Genomic DNA, 18207 nt, shown 5'->3' with positions numbered 1-18207 from the left:
CTTGACGTCGTTGTGGACACAGAGGTTGCACATCCGCTGTGTCACCCAGCGCACGCGATAGTACGGATGACCGCCGGTTCTAGCGACAGGCAGGCGGAATTCTGCCACCGTTAGTACGCGGATCCCTCGCCGCACCTAGGCCGAACGGGCTGACCAGCAGCCCAGTGGTGGGATTCAGCAGTAACCGTTGACGCGGCCGTCCACGATCGCCCTGCGCCGCCCGGCGGGACCGGCCAGGCGCACCTTGCCCCCGTCACGGTAGGCGACGGCGTTGCGGCCGGACTGCTTGGCCGAGTAGAGCAGGCTGTCCGCCCGCAGCAGCTGCTGCTCGGCGCCGCCGGTGCCACCACCGGAGGGCTCGTGCGCCACGCCCGCGCTGACCGTGACCCGCAGGCCCTCGGCGATCACCGACCAGTCGTGCCGCTCCACCCGCGACCGGGCCGCCTCGGTGACGGCCACCGCCTCGGCGAATTCGGAGTCGGGCAGCACCAGCACGAACTCCTCGCCGCCGTAGCGCGCGCAGAAGGCCTTCTCCGGCAGTCCGTCCTGCAGCAGTTCGACCACCTGTTGCAGCACCCGGTCCCCGACCAGGTGACCGTAGGTGTCGTTGACCTGCTTGAACCAGTCCAGGTCCACCAGGGACACCGCCAGCCCGTGCGGGGTACCGCCCTGCTCGCTGAGCAGCGCGACCAGCCGTTGGTCCAGGTAGCGGCGGTTGTAGCTGGTGGTGAGGCTGTCCCGGATGCTCTGCTCGTGCGCCTCGGCGTGCTCCCTGCGCAGCCGGTCGACCTCCCTGCGTAGCTGCTCGGGCACCGGCGGGGTGCGGCCGTTGTCCCGGTAGACCATGTCCAGTGCGGAGCGCAGGTGGTCGTACGCCTCACGCCACTGGCCGCGCGAGGCCAGCAGCCCCGCCAGCTTCTCGTGCAGGTTGACCAGGCCGTTCTCGGCCGATGTGATCATCGGTGACGGTGCCGCATCCCGGTCAACGCCGTCGATGCTCGACTTCGCAAGCACGTCTTCGGCTCCGATGCCTGACCCCGCAAGCAGTTCTTCGGTCACTGCGCCGTCACCTCCTCACGTTGGTGGTGTCGTCTGCTCAGACGCGCGGCTTGAGTGAACGGGAGGTGTGGGTGCCGGTTTTCGCTCAACCGGCTGACCGTTACGTGGTCCGAACTAGTGACTCTGCGTGACCCGAATGGGCGTCAAGATCTCTTCGTGTGACAGGTTTCACTGGTTCTGGCAAGGGGTGAAACCGTAGGCGGTTCCCTGGCGCACCACGATGCGCTGTGACCCGATCTGGCTGCCCAGCGTGCTCGTGCCCCGTTTGATGCTCAGTGTGACGGCCACCACGTACACCGTGCCCTCCGGTGCGCTGCGCGAGCCCGCGGGGCGCCAGGCCGGGTCGGGGCGCAGGGTGGACAGCGTGGGCTGCTCCACGATCGTGACCCCGTTCAGCCCGCACAGCCGGTCGGCGAACTCCCGCACCTGGGTCCGGCGCAGGTAGTCCTGCTCCGCGGCGACCCCGTCGGCCGCCGCCGCGTTGAGCTGGTCGAAGTAGCCGGTCACCAGCTGGCGGTCCGCGGGGCTCACCCCGATGGCCTGCGCCGTGCCCGCGATCCGCTCCGGCTGGCCCGCCAGCACGAAGCAGCCGGCCAGCACCAGCCCGGCCGCCACCACGGCACCCGCGCGCGCGTCTGGCACCGGCTCAGCCGCCCGAGTGCATCATCTCGGCGCCCACCGGCACGCTGGCGTCCTCGGGGTCGTCCAGCCACCCGTCGGGCAGCACCACCTTCGCCGCGGAACCCTGGCGGCCCCTGGGGCCCTCCGCCTCGGCGGGGAACGGCGCCGCGTGGTCCAGTTGCCCGATCAGCTCGTCCAGCTCCGCGAGGCTGGACACCATGGCGAACCCGCGCCGCAGGGTCGAGCCCACCGGGAAGCCGTGCAGGTACCAGGCCATGTGCTTGCGCAGGTCGCGCACGCCCTTGTCCTCGCCGTAGTGGGCGACCAGCAGCTCCGCGTGCCTGCGCAGCACCCCGGCCACCCCGCCCAGCGAGGGCCCCGCCGGCAGCGGCAGGCCCGCGAAGGCCGCCTGCAACTCGCCGAACAGCCACGGCCTGCCCAGGCAGCCCCTGCCGACCACCACCCCGTCGCAGCCGGTGGCCGCCACCATGTCCAGTGCGTCCTGCGCCTTGAAGATGTCGCCGTTGCCGAGCACCGGGATGGTCCGCACGGCCTCCTTCAGCCGGGCGATCGCCGACCAGTCCGCACGGCCCGAGTAGCGCTGCGCCGCGGTACGCGCGTGCAGGGCCACCGCCGAGGCGCCCTCGGCCTCCGCGATCCGGCCCGCGTCCAGGTAGGTCAGGTGCTCCTCGTCGATGCCGACCCGGAACTTCACCGTCACCGGGATACCCGCCGGTTCCGCCGCCCGCACCGCAGCCCGCACGATCTCGCCGAACAGCCTGCGCTTGAACGGCAGGGCCGCGCCGCCGCCCTTGCGCGTCACCTTGGGCACCGGGCAGCCGAAGTTCATGTCCACGTGGTCGGCCAGGTCCTCGTCCACGATCATCTGGACGGCCTTGCCCATGGTCAGCGGGTCCACCCCGTACAGCTGCATCGAGCGCGGCTGCTCCTCGGCGGCGAAGGTGATCATGTGCATGGTGGTCGCGTCCCGCTCGACCAGCGCCCGCGTGGTGATCATCTCGCAGACGTAGAGGCCCGCGCCGTACTCGCGGCAGAGCTGCCGGAACGCCGTGTTGGTGATGCCCGCCATCGGCGCGAGCACGACCGGTGGATCGACCTTGTAGGGGCCGATCTTCAGGAACGGGGTTGCGGCAGCCACGCCCCTAGGCTAATCAGCGGTGACGGCACCACCAAGTGGATCGCCCGCCGGGAGGTTCACTTCTCCCAGACGGTGACCTCGTCCCCGGCGGCGGTGACGTCGATACGGAACACGCGTCCCTGTGCGGTTCGACCGCGGACGTGATTGCTCTTGAGCAGGCCGCTGATGTACGACTTGGTGCCTTCGGCGAGGGTCGTGGCGCAAGCGTTCCTGTCCGGTGTCCCGCTGCTCTTCCAGACGCTCAGCTTCCCCGCGTCGTGGTAGCTCTCCAGCACCCCGCCGCTGCCGCCCGTGATGTACGTGTCGCCGGTCTGGATGGGTGGGCTCAGGTCGAGGTTGAACCGGCCGAACCCGAGGGAGCCCGTCCAGTAGACGGTCGCGGCCGGGCCAGGGCCTGACCTGTCCTCCGGCGCGGTCGACCGGCCGAGTTCGCCCCACCCCGATTTCTTCGCTGGCTCCTCGCTCATTGCGTCCCCCTCGGTGTCAAAGCTGGGGGAGCACTCTTGGGCTGGTCCGGTGCTACCCGCGCGCCGCGACTCGATCGCGGCCGCGTCGTCTCAGGCTCGGCTGAGGAGCCCTTGCGCGCTCAACCACACCGTGCGGCCCCACCGTGCGTCGGCCAGCGGGTTGTGCGGCTCGGTGTTCGGCGGCAGGTCGATGCCGGTGGCGTCGGCCAGCGCGTGCAGGTCGCGGCAGGCGGGCGGCCAGTCCGCGGGCACGGCGCCGAGCAGACCGCGCAGCAACTGGTAGTCCCAGTCCGCGAAGCGCTCGTGCAGCCGTGCGGCGCCAGCCGAACCGGCCATCGCCGCGATGTTGGCCACCGAGGGGAACCACGCCCAGAACTTCGGCGCGGGCCCCACGAACTCGATCACCGCCTGGGCCAGCCGCGCACGCGACAACCGCAGCGGGGCGTTCGCCAGCTTGGGCAACACGTGCTCACACACGAAAGCGCTGGCCTGGTCCAATGAACAGTCCTTGTTCACCGCGGAGAACTCGCGCTGCCCCGTCTCGTCGACCAGGGCCACCCACAGCAGTTCGGAGCGCGGCGCCCACGGCAGGTCTGTGAACTCGGTGTCGAGGAAGTACCGCACGCCCGGCATGTGGACCAAATGGCTCTGCGGCACATGGTTGATCAAACCACAGCGGGGAGGTGGCGCCGGGGGCGGCTGTTCGGCCGCACCCGGCGGATCGCTCAGAAGCCGACGGTGATGCAGGCCAGCCGGGCGCCCGCGGTGCCCGCGTGGCCCGGATCGGTGTGCGTGTGCTCGGCGTGGATGACCACGGCGCCCGCGTGCCGGTCGGTGAACTGCCAGTTCACCGTCGTGCTGGAGCGCGCGTTGCCGTGCTCGTCGGTGGTGAAGTCCAGCCAGATCTCGTTCTGCGCGTTGGCGTAGGCTGGGTCGACCGAGGGCTGCACCGGGTCCGGCTTGTTCTGGTAGTGCGGGCCGGCCACGTCGCCGGTGGCGCCGCAGCTCTTCTGGTGCGCGTGCGCCCCGTACATGTGGTTGAGCAGCAGGCCGTGCACGCGCAGGATCACCGTGGTCTTCCCGTCCCAGGTGGGCAGGGAGTAGACCGTGGCGTCCGAACCCACCTGGACGAGCTTGGGGTCGTAGGTCACCGCTTCGGCACCCGCGTGGTAGTTCTCGAACTCCGCGGAGGCGTACGCCGGGTGGGCAGGGGGCCCGGGACAGGCCAGCGCGGTGCCCGCGGTTGCCAGCAGGGTGGCGGTGGTGGCAAGGAGAACAGCAATGGTTTTGCGTGCCATGGGTCTTCTATAGCGTGACTCGGAGGTCACGGCCAGGGCGAAGCCTTGTCCGTTTGCCCCCAGGTGATTGCGGGTGCACGCTTTCCGTCCGTGGAGGATGGTCCAGTGATCGAGGAATCCGAGCAGCAGCGCCTGGCCCGCAACCTGTCTGAGCTGCTCCAGGAACTGCGGGTGGCACAGAACGGCGTGCAGGTGCTCTTCGGCTTCCTGCTCGCGTTGACTTTCACAGAGCTGTACGCACGTGCGGACAGTTTTGTACATCTCGTGCACATGACCACGGTCCTGCTGTCCGGTGGGGCGGTGGGCTTCCTGATCGCGCCCGCCGCCTGGCACCGGCTGCTGTTCCGGCACGGCAAGCGCGAGCTGATCATCCGGCTCGCCTCGCGGTTCGCCGTCACGGGGCTCGCGCTGCTTGCCGGATCGATGACCGGCACCGTGTTGATGATCGGCTACGTGGTGTTCGGCGGCCTGGTCGGTGGCCTGCTCAGCGGCGCGGTCGGCCTGTTCTTCCTGTTGCTGTGGTTCGTCATTCCCCTGCTGGTCCGGATATCGTGACGGCCACCGGCAGGTGGTCGGAGGCCGTGGTCGCCGCCACGTGCACCGCCGAGGCGCTCAGCCCCGGGCTGAGGAACACCTGGTCCAGTTGCTGCTTCGGCTCCTCCGCGGGCCAGGTCGGCAGCGGCCGTGCCGCGGCCAGGCCGTCGCGCAGCAGCGCCTTGACGGGCGCCAGCGCGGGATCGCCCGGCTCCACGTTGAAGTCCCCCGTCAGCACGAACGATCGTGCTTTTTGTTCGGCCAGTTCGGCGGCCAGTTGGCGCACCTGATCCGCGGAGATCACGCCGTCAGCGGTCTGTAGGTGGGTCACCACCAGTGTCAGTTCCGTGCCGCCGGGCAGGCGCAGCACTCCGGACAGCACGCCGGTCGGTGGCGACACGTCCCCGCTCAGCCTGCGGAAGCTGACCTGTTCCAGCGGTTGCCTGCTCAGGATCGCCTCGCCGAACAGCTGATCGCTGGACGGGCCGAAGTAGGCGTGCATGTGCAGTCTCGTCTGCAACGCGCGCAGGCTGTCCTGTGCGCCGGTGACCAGCATGCCGCGATCGACTTCCTGCAACTGCACGACATCCGGGCGCTCCGCCCCGATCACCTCGGCGATCCGGTCCACGTCGAACCGGCCGTACGCCGAGATCCCTGAACGGATGTTGTAGGTGACCAGTCGCAGCGGCAGGTGGATCGCCTGCGCGCCAGGAGGTTCCGGCGCTGTCGCGCCAGCGATCGTCGTGCAGGACAGCGCAACTGCCGTACCCGCGACGAGTCCTGGCTTCAGCAAAGTCCACTGTGGATGTATGCCGCGTGTGCACAACGCCAGTGCCGCGGCTGCCAGCAGGGTGATGGCGGGCAGCCACACGAACGAGAACGAGTCGAAGGCGGTGTTGTAGACCGCGCACAGCAGGAACAGGGTCGTCGTACCGAGGTAGGCCGAAACAGCACGAACGTTCGTGCTCCGTTCCCGCGCCCCGGCCGCGAGCCGCACCGCGGTGGGCAGGGCGACTGCGAGCAGCGCGATCCACAGCGGACTGACCGCCTCGGCCAGCGCGGTGCTCGCCAGCAGCGTCACGACCACGAGGGCGCGAGGTGCGGCGTTGATCACCGCCGCGACCACCCCGGCGGCCGAGCCCACGCCGACGAGTGCCGCGCCCCACCACGGTGGCGGCCAGTCCGGTGTCGCCCAGGTGCGGCCGATCGAGGTCGTGACCTGCGCCGCCAGCAGCGTGGCCGGGCCGAGCCCGAACCAGAGCGCCGCTCCGCCACCAGTGGCCGGGGCGAGCACCGTGCCGATGAGCAGGGCCGCGGCGACCGCGAGCAGCGCCAGCCACGGGATCGGCCCGGGTATCCACAGCAGGTCGACCGTGCCTGTGGACAACTGGAGCGCCGTGGTCGCCGCCAGCCCCGCCGCGAACCCGATCGCCACCGAGGCCTGGTGCCAGCCCCGTCCCGCCACGCTGACCAGCCAGCCGAACACCGCCAGCGCGGCCACGCAGGACGCGTAGAGCTGGCCGTCCCCGGTGACGCCCGCCTGGAGGACCAGCCGCGCGAGCACGGCCACGGCCGCCGTCACCGTGGGCAGCCAGCGCCGCGCCGCCAGCGGGACGAGCAGGCCCGCGGGCAGCACCCAGGCCAGGGCGAACAGCACGAAGGCCCAGTCCGGAGTGGTGCCCGCGGAGCCGAAGATGGTGGTCAGCGAGGGCAGCCAGACCCGCAGCACGTCGATGAGCAGCACGGTGCCGCCGAAGGCCGCCAGCAGGACGGGGACCCGGACGCGGTCGACCACGGCCCACCTCCGATCACGTCGACACCGACGAACCGGAAGTGAAAGTAGTTCATGTTTAGTGGCTGCGCCAGCACCACCCACTCATGAACGTCCCCCGCCACTCCCTGGGGGGCGTCCCCAAGCCCAGTCTACCGCCCGCGCGCCCTGGTCGATCTTGCTAGAGATCCACATGTGGACAACTCGCTGCCTGTGGACAACTGGCATCAGCCCAGGTCACGGGCTAGCAGGTCCTCCTCCGTCTCACGGCGGACCAGCAGCCGGGCAACTCCGTCGCAGACCGACACCACGGGCGGGCGGCCGACCATGTTGTAGTTCGAGGCGAGCGAGTGGTGGTACGCCCCGGTGCACGGCACCGCGAGCAGGTCACCGGCGTGCACGTCCTCGGGCAGCGGCACATCCTGCGCCAGCACGTCCCCGGCCTCGCAGTGCCTGCCGACCACGGTCACCGCCCGCATGCCCTTGGCGGCCCGCCTGCCGACCAGCCGCACGGCGTACCTGGCGCCGTACAGGGAGGGCCGGGGGTTGTCGCTCATGCCGCCGTCCACGGCGACGAACGTGCGTGACGGCCCGTGCTTCACGGTGACCACCCGGTACAGCGTGACCCCGGCGGGCGCGACCACCGACCGGCCGGGCTCGATGGTCAGCCGCGGCACCGGGATCCGGTGCGCCGCGCACTCGTAGTTGACCGCGCACCGGATCCGCTGGGCGAACCCGGCGAGGTCGAAGTCCGGGTCACCGGGCAGGTAGGGCACGGCATGACCGCCGCCGAGGTCGAGCTGCGGCAGCACCAGCCCGTGCTCGGCGTGCAGCCGCGCCATCAGGCCGACCATGCGCCGCGCGGCCTCCTCGAAGCTGGTCACCCGCGAGACCTGCGAGCCGATGTGGCAGTGCAGGCCGACCAGCTTCAGGCTCGGCTGCGCGAGCACCCGGCGTACTGCCTCCTCGGCGGCACCACTGGCCAGCGAGAACCCGAACTTCTGGTCCTCCACACCGGTCGCGATCGCCTTGTGCGTGTGACCGTCCACACCGGGCGTCACGCGCACGAGCACCTGCTGCGGGTACCTCGCGAGCGCGCCGAGCTGCTCGATCTCGTCCAGCGAGTCCAGCACCACCCGGCCGACCCCGTACCCGATGGCGGCCTTCAGGTCCTCCGGGGTCTTCGCGTTGCCGTGCAACAGGATCCGCTCCGCGGGGAAGCCGATCGAACGCGCGACGGCGAGTTCGCCCGCCGAGCAGACGTCCAGCGACAGGCCCTCCTCGGCGATCCAGCGCAGCACGCCGCGGCAGGTCATCGACTTGCCCGCGTACGCGATCTCCACCTCGTGCAGCGCCCTGCGGTACTCCTGGCAGCGCCGCCGCACCTCGGCCTCGTCGAGCAGGTAGGCGGGCGTGCCGAACCGGGCCGCCAGCTGGGACAGCGGCAGTCCGCCGAACATCAGGTCACCGTCGTGGCCGTGCCGCACGCTGCGCGGCCAGATCCCCGCCTCCAGCTTGCCGCGCAACGAATCACCCAGGGTAGGTAGTAGTTCGGCCAGAGTCACCGTGTCCTCCCGGTGTAGGGCGGCGCGCCTTGCGCCGTACCGGTCCAGGACACCCCCGGTGCGCCGGGCGTGCGTCCCCTGTGGACGTCTTCATGACGCCTGTGACATCCATGTTTCCGCGATGCTGACGCCCGAGTGGCGGGCACCACACGCGGTTCAGTGCGGGAACTGCTCGTTGGCGTAGGCCAGCATGTACGGCAGGGCGGCCCGCGCCGTGCGCCAGGTGTGGTTCAGGTTCGGCTCGAAGCGCATGAACACCTGCTGGCCGCGTTGTTCCAGCGCGCGCTTGATCCGGCGCGCGGTTGTCATGTCCGTCTGCGCGTTCTCACCGGCACTGAGCATGACGGCCACCGGCGCGGTGAACCGCATCGTCGGGATGTAGTCGCGAGGGGTGTTCGCGCGCAGCAGGTCCGGGTGCCCGCTCAGCAGCGCGGTCGCGTCCCCCGGCGTGTCGTACGGCAGGCTCACCAGTAGGGTCCCGTACCGGTCCAGGTTGCGCAGCCCCGAGTTCAGCGCGCAGAACCCGCCGCCGGACATGCCGCCGAGCGCCCGGTGCGCGCGATCCGGAATGGTCCGGAACCGCGAGTCGATCGCCGCCGTCACGGTCCGGGTCAGGTACGTCTCCAACTGCGGACCGCGCGGCACGTTCAGGCACTCCCAGTCCGCTGTGGCCACCCCGGCCTGCATGTCGGGGGCGACGACGATCATCGGCTGCACCAGGCCGCCGCGGACCAACTCCTGCATGGTCGCCAGCGCGTCCCCCGAGGTGAACCAGTCGTCGGAGCTCCCGGCCGGGTAGCCGTGCACCAGGTACACCACCGGGTACCGCTTGGTGCGGTTCTCCGGGGCGTCGTAGCCGCGCGGCAGCATCACGTTCGTCATGCCCGTGGGCACACCGTTGCCCGGATCCGGCAACGCGATCTTGCGCACCTGCACGTCCTGCACCGGACCGGGCGCGGGCGCCCCGTGCTGCGCGGCGGAGCCGGGCGCGGGCGCGGTGGCCTCCGGGCCCGTCATGGACGCCAGCGCCGCGCCGAACTGGGCGGCCCACCCCGAGCCGCGCTGCATCAGCACGGCCAGGTCGTACGGGGTGCGCACGTAGCCGACGTAGCTGTTGAGCCAGGTCATGCCGCTCAGGCCGAGCATGGTCGCGACGACCACCAGCTTGGTGGCCAGCGACTGCTCGCGCGCACGGGGGCGGAACAGCAGGTAGCCGACGACCAGCGTGATCAGCAGTAGCGAACGCCAGATCCACGGCGACTCCAGCGCCCCGCGCACCACGGCGTGCTGCACCACCTCGTCCGGCAGTGTCGGCCCGGAGTCCGCCAGCATCGTCGCCACCAGAACGACACTGCCCCAGCAGCGGCCAGCTCGCCATGAGGATGGCTCGATCCCCGAGGTACTGGTGATTGAACTCACCTCATAGCGGGGTGACAAACGCCGCTGGAGAAAACTGTGCGGTTCGCTGACAAAACCGGTCGCAGGCGCGCTGAGCTTGCCACGGCCGAGTGGGCACCGATGAACTCCGGCGGCGGGGACCGAGCCCGATGAGAGTCTTGAATGCGGATCTGGGCCAAGCGCGGACTGCGGGCAGCCCTGTTCACCGGGGGCATGATGACCTTGGGGGCGGGCATCGCATGCGCCTCGCCGCAGGGCAATGCGGTCACCGTGCCGGTGCGGTTGTGCGACAACACCATCGGAACGCCGATCGGCCAGTTCACCCTGCCGTGCTTCGACCAGACCATCGGCGTGGACGACGGGCTGATCCCGGCCCCGCTGCGCGGACCCAACGCGGGGCTGAACGTGGTCGCACCCATTGACCTGTCCGGCAACGCCTTCGCCGCAGGCGGGCAGGCCGTCTCACACAGCACCTCCAACCGCCAAAACGAGGCGTCGCGTTCGGGTAGCGCCGGTTCAATGAACGTGCTGACCCCGTTGCAGTTCAACGGAAACGCCTTCGGGGTCGCCGGGTACGCGATCGCCAACAACGACTCCACCACGACCATCAAGGCCAACCGCCCGGTCGACGCGGGCAACGGCAACGCCGTCGTCGGCGACCTCGTGGTGCCCATGCAGCTCACCGGCAACGGGGTCGGCTTCGGCGGCGGTGCGGGAGAAACCCACAACACCTCGGTGCTCAGCGCCGAGTCCACCGGCGAGGTGCACGCCGACGGGCAGCACAAGAGCCTGAGCGGCAACGTGTTCGATCTGCCGCTGGCCCTGCCGGTGGAGGTCAACGGCAACGCGGGCGGGCTGTTCTCCGGTTCTGCCGAGACACACGGCGACTCGGGCGGCAGGACGCGGCGAGGGCAACGTCCGCAGCACGGTCACCGCGGGCGGCTACAACGGCACGCGCGGCTTCGACTCCACAGGTGCGGGCAACATGGTCAACACTCCGATCGTGCTGCCCACCCAGGTGGTCGGCAACGCGTTCACCATGCTCGGCCAGCCGCCGGGCGCGGTCACAGCACCACCAGGTCTGCCGCTGGCGGTGACATCACCTCCAACGGGGACAACGGGACCTTCGCGGGCAACGTCGGCCAGATCCCGATCGCCCCGATCACCCAGGTGTTCGGCAACGCCGCCGTGGCAGGCGGGACCGCCAACTCCGACACGTCCAACAAGGTGGACGACCGTGCCGGTGGTGACGTGCGGACCAGTGGGCGGCACACCATCGGCTCCGGCAACCTCGGCGGCATCCCCGTGGCCACGCTGATCGGCTTCTTCGGCAACTCCTTCGTCGGGGCCGGGCAGGCCGGTGCCTTCGCGCCCAGCGAGGTCACCCAGCGCGTGGGCGGCGATCAGCGCACCCACGGCGGCGCCGTGCTCGCCGAGCCGATCGGCATCACCGACCTCGTCAGCGGCAATTCCATCGTCGGCGCCGGAACCTCCAGCGCCATGGCCGATTCCGTCAACCACCAGACCGTCGGCGGCGACAACAAGATGGTCGTGTCCGGGGTCGACATCCCCGACGTGCCGCTCTCCCCGCTGTAGGCCGTGGACTGTCAGCGCCCGTCGACCAGCGGGAGCACAGCCGAGTCGCCACTGGTGACGCCGTTCGAGTTGAACCGGGTGAACGCGCTTCCCGAGGGAGGAGGATCGCCCGGATAGTCGCCTGTCAGGCAATGTGCAATTGCTTGTTGAATGACTTCCAACAGTTTCGTGCATGGCCTGGTCGGCCCAGCAATACTGCCGAGCCGACCAGACTGATTCCGGACTAGCGGCCAAACAGGACCTAGCCGCGCAGCGGTCCCTCGATGACGGTTCCGTCCGTCAGGGTTGCCCGGACGTGGTTGGTGGTAGCTTGGTTGCTGTCCTCGGCGTGCTTGGTCTTCGCGATGAACGTGCCTTCCTTCACGACGGCGGCAGTTTCCGAACCGTCCGGTGCCACCAGCTTCACCGCGGTCACGCCGTCGCTGGCGATCCCGAACTGGATGCTCTCGGTGCTGTTGTTCAAGGCGTCGAAGTAGTCGAACGGCCGCGAGGCGGTGAGCTTCCGATACGTGTGGCGCTGACCGGTTGAACCGTCGAAGTGGCTGTCGGCAGCCATGATTCCGGTGGCCTTGCCGTTGTCGATGAGGCAGACCACTGCGGCCTTTGCGTTGCGGATGACCAGAATGCCGTGTGGCGTGTCCACATCCATCTTGGCGGCCGGCCGCCAACTGCCCGGCTCAGGCACGTCCACACCACGGGCGATGGTCGCCTGCACGCAGTCCCGCGCCAGCTTTGCGTCGATCGGATCAGATTGCCCCTGGGACGCGGCCCGTGCCTCGTTGGCGACGGTGTCGTCCTTCGATGGCGTCACCCCGAACGCCACCGCGCCGCCGACAGCGAACACGCTGGCCACGGCCGCGATGGTCACCGGCAAGGTGATCTTCTTCGTCATCATGCGCCCATCTCACGACATCAGCCGTTCATCGGCGTTAAGCGTGCCGCTTATCCAGCGCTTATCCCGACACCGCGCACTGCCCGTTCTCCCAGCCAGCCACCGTCCCTACCTCGGACCCCCCTGGGGCACGCATGGCGGGAGTGACCAGTTTGAGTAGTTAAACTCAGGACGCCGGGGCAGGGGGCCAGCCATGCTGCTCGGGTGCAGGAGACGAAGACGGGGCGCGCCGTGCTGGTGGTGCTCGGCTGGCACGTCGCGATCGCAGCGGGACTGCTGATCTGGATCAGCAGCCAGCACTCGATGACCGGCAGTCACGGGTTCGCGATCTCGACGCAGGCGCTGCTCTGGCTGGCCGCGATCGTGTACGGAATCCCGGCGTGGCTGATGTCGCTGGTGCTCGGCAGCGTCGGCGTGCTGCTGCTGAACCGCCGATTGGGGTATCGCCCCATCCCGGTGGGAACGCTCGCGGCCCTGATCGGTGTGCTGACCGTGATCGCGGGCACGTATGCGCTGATTGTGCTCAGAAACTAGCGAACGTCCGACGCTCTACAAGAAGATGGTGAAGACCCTGCGGGTTGCCTGGTCCAGCGCCCGGCGCACGGGCTGACGAGCTCAAACTGTAGTTGTTTGTCACAGTCGTTTTTCGTCGTTTACCGACCCTCCACGGCCCATAGACGGCCTGGGCGGCGGCGCCTCACGCCAATACTGGCGGGGGTCTGACGGGCAAGTCGACCGGGCGGGAGTGGTTGTGGTCCTGCTGCTCCGGTCCGGTCGAGTGCTGCGGTCGTTGCGGTCACAACTGCGGTCAATCCTTGCAACTCGGCGGGATCGATGACCTCTTCGTCCGAATTTCAGGCAGACGGGTTCTGTGATCAAGTAATGGTTCATCGACGCCCAACGGCCCTAGTGAGGTCAGCATGGGTGAGATTCGCATCAGTTCGGTCTGCCGGGTTTGTGGTGGCTCCAGATCCGCTGGGCAGGCTTCCGGCAAGAGGCCGACGACCCTTGTGCGGCGTGTCCGCTGCTTCCACTGTGCTCGCGGCTGGCGCCGTTCCCACGTGAGCGGGGCTGAATCAGCCGAGAAAATGTCCAAACTGGACTGAACACGGACCTTCGGTCGCGTGGCGGGGAAACGCGTACCCGATTCGAACTCTCTTGCCAGGCGCAGAAGCGGAGCCTTGGCTACCAACCATTCCGCTCCTGCGCTGGGAGCGCACTGGCCGGACTTCGATCCGGACGGAAAGCTCATCACCATGTCCGGCAACGTGATCCGAGCGCAAGGGTAAGGGGAAGATCCTCAACCGGGGCAAGACGGAGAACGCGGCCCGGCCGATCCCGTTGGCCGGTTGGTGCGTGTCCATGCTGTCCGAGCGGTACTCGTTGGTGGAGAGCCGGGCAGGGCCCATCTTCCCCAGCTCGACCGGCACGATCCGGGAGGTGTCGAACGTGCGCAATCGTGCGTGGAAGCCTTTGCTGAGCGTGCGGGCTACGGCTCGGTGACCTTCCGGACTTTCCGCAAGACGGTGGCGACCCTGCTGGACGAAGCGGGTCTGACCGCCCGGCAGATCGCGGACACCGTCGGGCATGCCCGACCGTCGATGACGCAGCACGTCTCCGCGGGGCGCGGGGCTGTCCCCCGTGCACGGGCGGACGCGCTCGACGCAGCGCTGTCCGGCTGATGGCTTGCTAAGTCGTTGCTAAGGATTGTGTGGCGCAAGTGCGTGGCGCGCCCCTGACGGACGCACCCCGCAGAGCGCTGACCAGCATGTTTGGTGGGCCGCCTGGGGCTCGAACCCAGAACCTACGGATTAAAAGTCCGCAGCTCTACCAATTGAGCTAACGGCCCGTGCGACACACGATAGCGGTAGCCCGAGAGGGCCCGTCGCCGAACCACCGAACCGGGCCCGGTCACGACCGCCAGCCACGGCTGCTCAACAGGGAGTAGCAGGCCAGGTGCAGAGCGAGGCGCTGGTCGGGGGAGTCGAGGTCGACGCCGCGGGCACGGATGCGCTCGATGCGGCCGAGCACGGTGTTGCGGTGCACGCCGAGGCGGGCGGCGGCCTGGCCGGTGGACCCGGCGCAGTCCAGCAGGGCGGCGAGGGCGGTGATCAGCACCTCGGCGTCGGGCGCGCCGAGCAGGTTCTCCAGCGCGACCTGGGCGGCGGCGGCGATCTCGGTCACGGGCAGGCACGCGAGCACGGCGCGGGGGCCGAGCTCGCCGAACAGTTCGACCGCGCCGCCGCCGATCCGGCTGGCGACGGCGGAGGCGAGCTGGGCCTCGGCGACGGACCGCCGCAGGCCGTTGACGCCCTCGCCGGCGACGCCGACGCCCGCGGTGAGTTCGAGGGGCACGCGGACTGGGTTGAGGAAGTCGCGCACCTGCGCGGCGACCTCCTCGGGCTCGGCCTCGGGGTCGGTCCACCAGGCGGCCCAGCCGTCCTCCACCGGCACGAGCGGCAGGTGGGCGAAGGTCTCCCGCCAGGCGACGATCACGGCGGGGGTGGTGGAGTCCTCGGCCTGGACACTGCGCTCGGCGACGCGCAGCACGACGGCGACGTGCCGTCCGTCGAGCCGCCAACCGGCGTCGCGGGCGGGGTCGGTGACGTCCTCGCCGCGCAGCAGGGTCTGCAACAGCAGGCGTTCCGAGGCGGCCTGGTGCGCGATGGCCAGCCAGGACCGCCCGACGGAGGCGGCCAGCGGGGCGCGGGCCAGCCGCAGGATCAGCTCCACGGTCTCGACCCAGGACGGCGACCAGGCGGCGAGCTGCGCGACGAGTTCGGCCCACGGCCTGCCGTCCGGTCCGGGCACGGGGACCCGCACCCGGTGCCCACCGTCGGGACGGCCTGCCGCCGAGCGCCCGGCGATCACGTACCCGTCGTCGGCGACCAGCGCGGCCGTCACGCCGGGCACCTCTGAGTTGATCACGCCCAGGATGTCGCGCACGGTGCTGCGCTCGCCGAACAGCACGGCGCACCGGGCGGTGAGCCGGGCGCGGGCGGCTTCGGTGTCGGCCACGGCAGCGGACAGTTCGAGCGCGTGCGTGGCCGGGTCCTCGACGACGAACAGCGGCACGCGCAACCGCTCGGCGAGCTGCGCGGTGGAACTGGTCACGGCGATCTCGGCGGGCGCGATGACGCAGGAGGCGTTGCGCTCCCAAGCCAGTCGCAGCGCGGACTCCACAGCCCAGGCCCCCAGCGCGGCGGAACCGTGCAGTACCAAGGCCGCGTGCGGCTCGCACTGCCGTATCTGGTCCAATTCGGACACCAGGGCCACACGGGACACCTGCCGGTCGAGGTGGTCCGCGGCGAACGCCCTCGCCGAGCTCAACGGTCCGAAGTGGACCAACTCGGCGACGCTGAGCGGTTCGGGCGTTCGGTTGCGGCTCAACGCTGTGCCTCCTCACGCGGGTGCCGTACCGGGAAGCCGAAGGCCCTCGGCCCGGCCAGGGTCAGCCCGGCTTTGCTGTGCCAGCGCGCGTCCGCGGGCACCACGAGCACGTCGACGTGGTCCCCGACGGCCACGGTCTCCACGCCGACCACCCGCAGGTCGTGCCGGTCGATCAGGCACAGCACGTCGGGCACGGCCGCGGCCACCACCCCGTCGATCACGGCGACCAGCAGCTCGCTCTGACCCTCCAGGCGGATCATCCTGCCGGTGTCGGCGTACTCCTGCACCACGACGCTGGTCGGCACGGCGGGGTAGTGGCGTGGTCCGATGGTGCGCGTGGCGTGGCCGAGCTCGACGATCCGCCCGCTGCCGACCACGCGGGCCCCCACGGCGCGGGCCAGCCCGTCCAGCAGCGCCCCGCGTTCGGTGGCGGAGGTGAGGTGCCTGCCCACCTCCAGCACCCGGCTGGTCGCGTGCGGGATCGCGGCGGTGCGCAACCGGCTCACGGTCGCGGGGTACATGGCGCACAGCATCCAGCCGCCCGCGGCCTGCATCGTCGCGCGCAGCAACAGGTCGGAGCGGTGCAGTCCGCTGTCCAGCACGAGCACGTCCCCGGCCAGGCTCACGGCGGACAGCGGTCCGATCGGCATGCCGTCCAGCGCGTAGGTGGTCTGTGAGATCAGGGGCAGCACGCGGCCCATGCCGTCGCAGTTGACCAGCGGCAGGTCCAGCACGGCAGCCGCGGCCACGGCGAACACGGCGTTGGGGCCCGCCGCGTTGAGCGCGACCAGTGCGTCGAGCTTGCGACCGAGCCTGTCCTCCAGCGCTCGTACCGCCAGCACCGCCTCGTCCCCGGACGGCGGCAGCTCCACCATGGGCGCGAACCCGCCCATCACCCCGATCGCGGCGCACAGCGCGTCGTCGGGCATTGAGTCCAGTTCGACCAGGCGGACGGATCCCCTGTTCCGCAACAGCTCGGCCACGATCTCGCAGTAGCCGTCGAAGCTGGCGTCGCCCGCGGCCGAGCACAGCAACGAGCTGCCCGCCACCAGGGCGGGCAGGTCCTCGACGGTGATCTCGTTCACCCGGGTGTGCCCGACGTCGCCCACACGTGCAGACGGTAGACGTCACTCCACAGGAATCCCAGTGGCGTGGCCACTGATCGGATGATCCGGCCACTGTCCGGCGGTGCGCCGTTGGCGGCCACCATGGTCAGTGCTCGTTGCTCCACAAGGGACTGCTGGCGGTGCAGGTCCTCGGTGCTGCCCACCGTGACGACCAGGTCCAGCCAGGCACTCGGTTCGGTCCACGCGCTGCCCGCCGCGGACACGTCGCAGTCACTGTCCACAGTGGTCAATCCGAGCCTGGTGCGGGTGGCGAGCCGTTCGGCCAGTTCCCTGCCGCCAGGGGAGATCGCCGCGATCACGCCGGCGTTGCCGGGGCTCTGCTCGGCCAGCAGCGCGGCCGTGCGCTCGGCGGTGTCGGTGGTGCGCACTGTCAGTGCGGCCTGAGGTGCGGCCAACCGCACGCCGAGTTCCCCGCGCAGGTCCGATTCCACGTGTGGCAGGCCGTCGCGGACCTGTCCGATCGACACCGTGTCCGTGTCGATGAGCAGCACTGCGGTGTCGTGCATGCCGGAAATCCTTGCCGCACCGAGCAGAGCGGTCGAGGCGAAGGCGTTGAGCCCGAGCACGGGCAGGGTGCGCATCCGCCGGGGTGAGATCCGGCCGCCGTCGCCGGTGGCGAACCAGCAGGACACCGAATTACCCAGTGAACCTGTGACACGCTCACATTTGGTCACCAGTTCCTCGGCCACGTCCAGCAGCGAGGCGTTGACCACGGTCGTGGCCTCTCGTTGCAGCACGCCCATGCCGCCGACCTCGTGCGACAGGCACAGCCTCAGGTCGGGGAACTCCTCGGTGAGCCGTGCGGCCACCGTGTCCTCGTGGGTGAGGCGGCTGGGCGCCCCGGTCGCGGTGACCGCGAGCGTGGTGGCGCCCGCGGCCCTGGCCTCGGCGGCCTGCTTGATCGCCGCGTCCAGGTCCACCGGAGCGAGCTCGGTGCCGAACAGGTCGTGACCGCCGGTGGCGATGCCGAAGTGCGCCACCAGCGACTTGATCAGCGGTGAGGGGTGGCCGACCGTGTACGGGCTGCGGGGCAACAGCCGCAGCGCGCCGACGCGGCGGGCGGGCGGTGCGTCCGTGCGCTGTGCGCCCGCCGCCCTGCGCAGGGAGGACTCGAAGGCGCCGGACAGGTCCCAGGTGACGGAGTCCACAGTGGAGTCCGCGTGGTCGGCGAGCTCGCGCAGCAGGAAGACCAGGTGCTTGCCAGTGGACGGGCTCCTGGGCACGCTGGCGGTGGCGAGCAGTCGCCCGTCGTGCACGAGCGCGCCGTGGGCCCGAGAGACATCGAGCCGGACCCCGATGCGCATCCCGTCTCCCAGTGCCTGGTCAGCGG

Annotated in this window: 17 protein-coding genes and 1 tRNA gene; 4 read left to right on the top strand and 14 right to left on the bottom strand. The window is 70.2% G+C overall.

The features are described from left to right. Window positions 1-174: 174 nt before the first annotated feature. The 6 genes from KALB_RS41815 to KALB_RS41790 form a co-directional block, all read right to left on the bottom strand. Window positions 175-960, bottom strand: a complete 786-nt coding sequence (locus KALB_RS41815; protein ID WP_051913187.1) for a GGDEF domain-containing protein — start codon at window positions 958-960, stop codon at window positions 175-177. Window positions 961-1227: 267 nt separating this feature from the next. Beyond that, window positions 1228-1701 carry a hypothetical protein gene (locus KALB_RS41810; protein WP_025361643.1) on the bottom strand — a complete coding sequence of 158 codons (474 nt, stop codon included), beginning with the start codon at window positions 1699-1701 and terminating at the stop codon, window positions 1228-1230. Window positions 1702-1705: 4 nt separating this feature from the next. Then, on the bottom strand, window positions 1706-2839 hold the full coding sequence (gene dusB, locus KALB_RS41805; RefSeq protein ID WP_025361642.1) for a tRNA dihydrouridine synthase DusB: 1134 nt from the start codon (window positions 2837-2839) through the stop codon (window positions 1706-1708). A gap of 56 nt (window positions 2840-2895) precedes the next feature. Next, entirely contained in the window at window positions 2896-3306 is a 411-nt protein-coding gene (locus KALB_RS41800; protein WP_025361641.1) for a hypothetical protein, read from the bottom strand. A gap of 90 nt (window positions 3307-3396) precedes the next feature. After that, window positions 3397-3963: a hypothetical protein gene (locus KALB_RS41795; protein WP_148309867.1), complete on the bottom strand. Its 567-nt coding sequence runs from the start codon at window positions 3961-3963 to the stop codon at window positions 3397-3399. 68 nt (window positions 3964-4031) lie between these two features. Beyond that, a complete protein-coding gene (locus KALB_RS41790) occupies window positions 4032-4604 on the bottom strand; it encodes a superoxide dismutase family protein (RefSeq protein WP_025361639.1) in 573 nt (190 codons plus the stop codon). A gap of 105 nt (window positions 4605-4709) precedes the next feature. On the opposite strand from KALB_RS41790, the gene KALB_RS41785 reads away from it, so the two are divergent. Further along, complete coding sequence (locus KALB_RS41785) at window positions 4710-5159, top strand: DUF6328 family protein (RefSeq protein WP_025361638.1); 450 nt, start codon at window positions 4710-4712, stop codon at window positions 5157-5159. Here the strand turns inward: KALB_RS41785 and KALB_RS41780 are convergent. From KALB_RS41780 to KALB_RS41770, 3 genes are all read right to left on the bottom strand, one after another. Then, on the bottom strand, window positions 5131-6933 hold the full coding sequence (locus KALB_RS41780) for an endonuclease/exonuclease/phosphatase family protein (protein ID WP_025361637.1): 1803 nt from the start codon (window positions 6931-6933) through the stop codon (window positions 5131-5133). The genes KALB_RS41785 and KALB_RS41780 overlap by 29 nt on opposite strands. A gap of 203 nt (window positions 6934-7136) precedes the next feature. Next, window positions 7137-8474, bottom strand: coding sequence for a diaminopimelate decarboxylase (lysA, locus tag KALB_RS41775; protein WP_025361636.1), 1338 nt, complete (start codon window positions 8472-8474; stop codon window positions 7137-7139). 156 nt (window positions 8475-8630) lie between these two features. Beyond that, window positions 8631-9806 carry an alpha/beta hydrolase gene (locus tag KALB_RS41770; protein ID WP_025361635.1) on the bottom strand — a complete coding sequence of 392 codons (1176 nt, stop codon included), beginning with the start codon at window positions 9804-9806 and terminating at the stop codon, window positions 8631-8633. A 228-nt stretch (window positions 9807-10034) separates the two neighbouring features. On the opposite strand from KALB_RS41770, the gene KALB_RS41765 reads away from it, so the two are divergent. Continuing rightward, on the top strand, window positions 10035-11468 hold the full coding sequence (locus KALB_RS41765; protein ID WP_025361634.1) for a hypothetical protein: 1434 nt from the start codon (window positions 10035-10037) through the stop codon (window positions 11466-11468). Window positions 11469-11709: 241 nt separating this feature from the next. Here KALB_RS41765 and KALB_RS41760 read toward each other — a convergent pair whose 3' ends face one another. Further along, window positions 11710-12363, bottom strand: coding sequence for a hypothetical protein (locus tag KALB_RS41760; RefSeq protein ID WP_081789763.1), 654 nt, complete (start codon window positions 12361-12363; stop codon window positions 11710-11712). Window positions 12364-12564: 201 nt separating this feature from the next. On the opposite strand from KALB_RS41760, the gene KALB_RS41755 reads away from it, so the two are divergent. Both KALB_RS41755 and KALB_RS44715 read left to right on the top strand, forming a co-directional pair. After that, window positions 12565-12894: a hypothetical protein gene (locus KALB_RS41755; RefSeq protein WP_025361633.1), complete on the top strand. Its 330-nt coding sequence runs from the start codon at window positions 12565-12567 to the stop codon at window positions 12892-12894. Window positions 12895-13823: 929 nt separating this feature from the next. Further along, window positions 13824-14042, top strand: a complete 219-nt coding sequence (locus KALB_RS44715; RefSeq protein WP_025361632.1) for a tyrosine-type recombinase/integrase — start codon at window positions 13824-13826, stop codon at window positions 14040-14042. Between the two features lie 91 nt (window positions 14043-14133). On the opposite strand, the gene KALB_RS41745 is transcribed toward KALB_RS44715, so the two are convergent. From KALB_RS41745 to KALB_RS41730, 4 genes are all read right to left on the bottom strand, one after another. Next, window positions 14134-14209: transfer RNA gene (locus tag KALB_RS41745), tRNA-Lys, on the bottom strand. Window positions 14210-14271: 62 nt separating this feature from the next. Continuing rightward, window positions 14272-15750, bottom strand: coding sequence for a PucR family transcriptional regulator (locus KALB_RS41740; RefSeq protein ID WP_025361631.1), 1479 nt, complete (start codon window positions 15748-15750; stop codon window positions 14272-14274). After that, the gene (locus KALB_RS41735) at window positions 15747-16859 is read right to left on the bottom strand and encodes a DUF917 domain-containing protein (RefSeq protein WP_025361630.1); all 1113 of its coding nucleotides are present in this window, start codon (window positions 16857-16859) and stop codon (window positions 15747-15749) included. Before KALB_RS41735 ends, KALB_RS41740 begins: the two co-directional genes overlap by 4 nt. Next, window positions 16832-18181, bottom strand: a complete 1350-nt coding sequence (locus KALB_RS41730) for a hydantoinase/oxoprolinase family protein (RefSeq protein WP_148309865.1) — start codon at window positions 18179-18181, stop codon at window positions 16832-16834. Before KALB_RS41730 ends, KALB_RS41735 begins: the two co-directional genes overlap by 28 nt. Window positions 18182-18207: the final 26 nt, after the last annotated feature.

The sequence above is a fragment of the Kutzneria viridogrisea DSM 43870 genome, from assembly GCF_000525635.1.
Lineage (GTDB): Bacteria > Actinomycetota > Actinomycetes > Mycobacteriales > Pseudonocardiaceae > Kutzneria > Kutzneria viridogrisea.
Note: the sequence above shows the minus strand (reverse complement) of the source record. Positions and strands in the feature narration are given on the sequence as shown.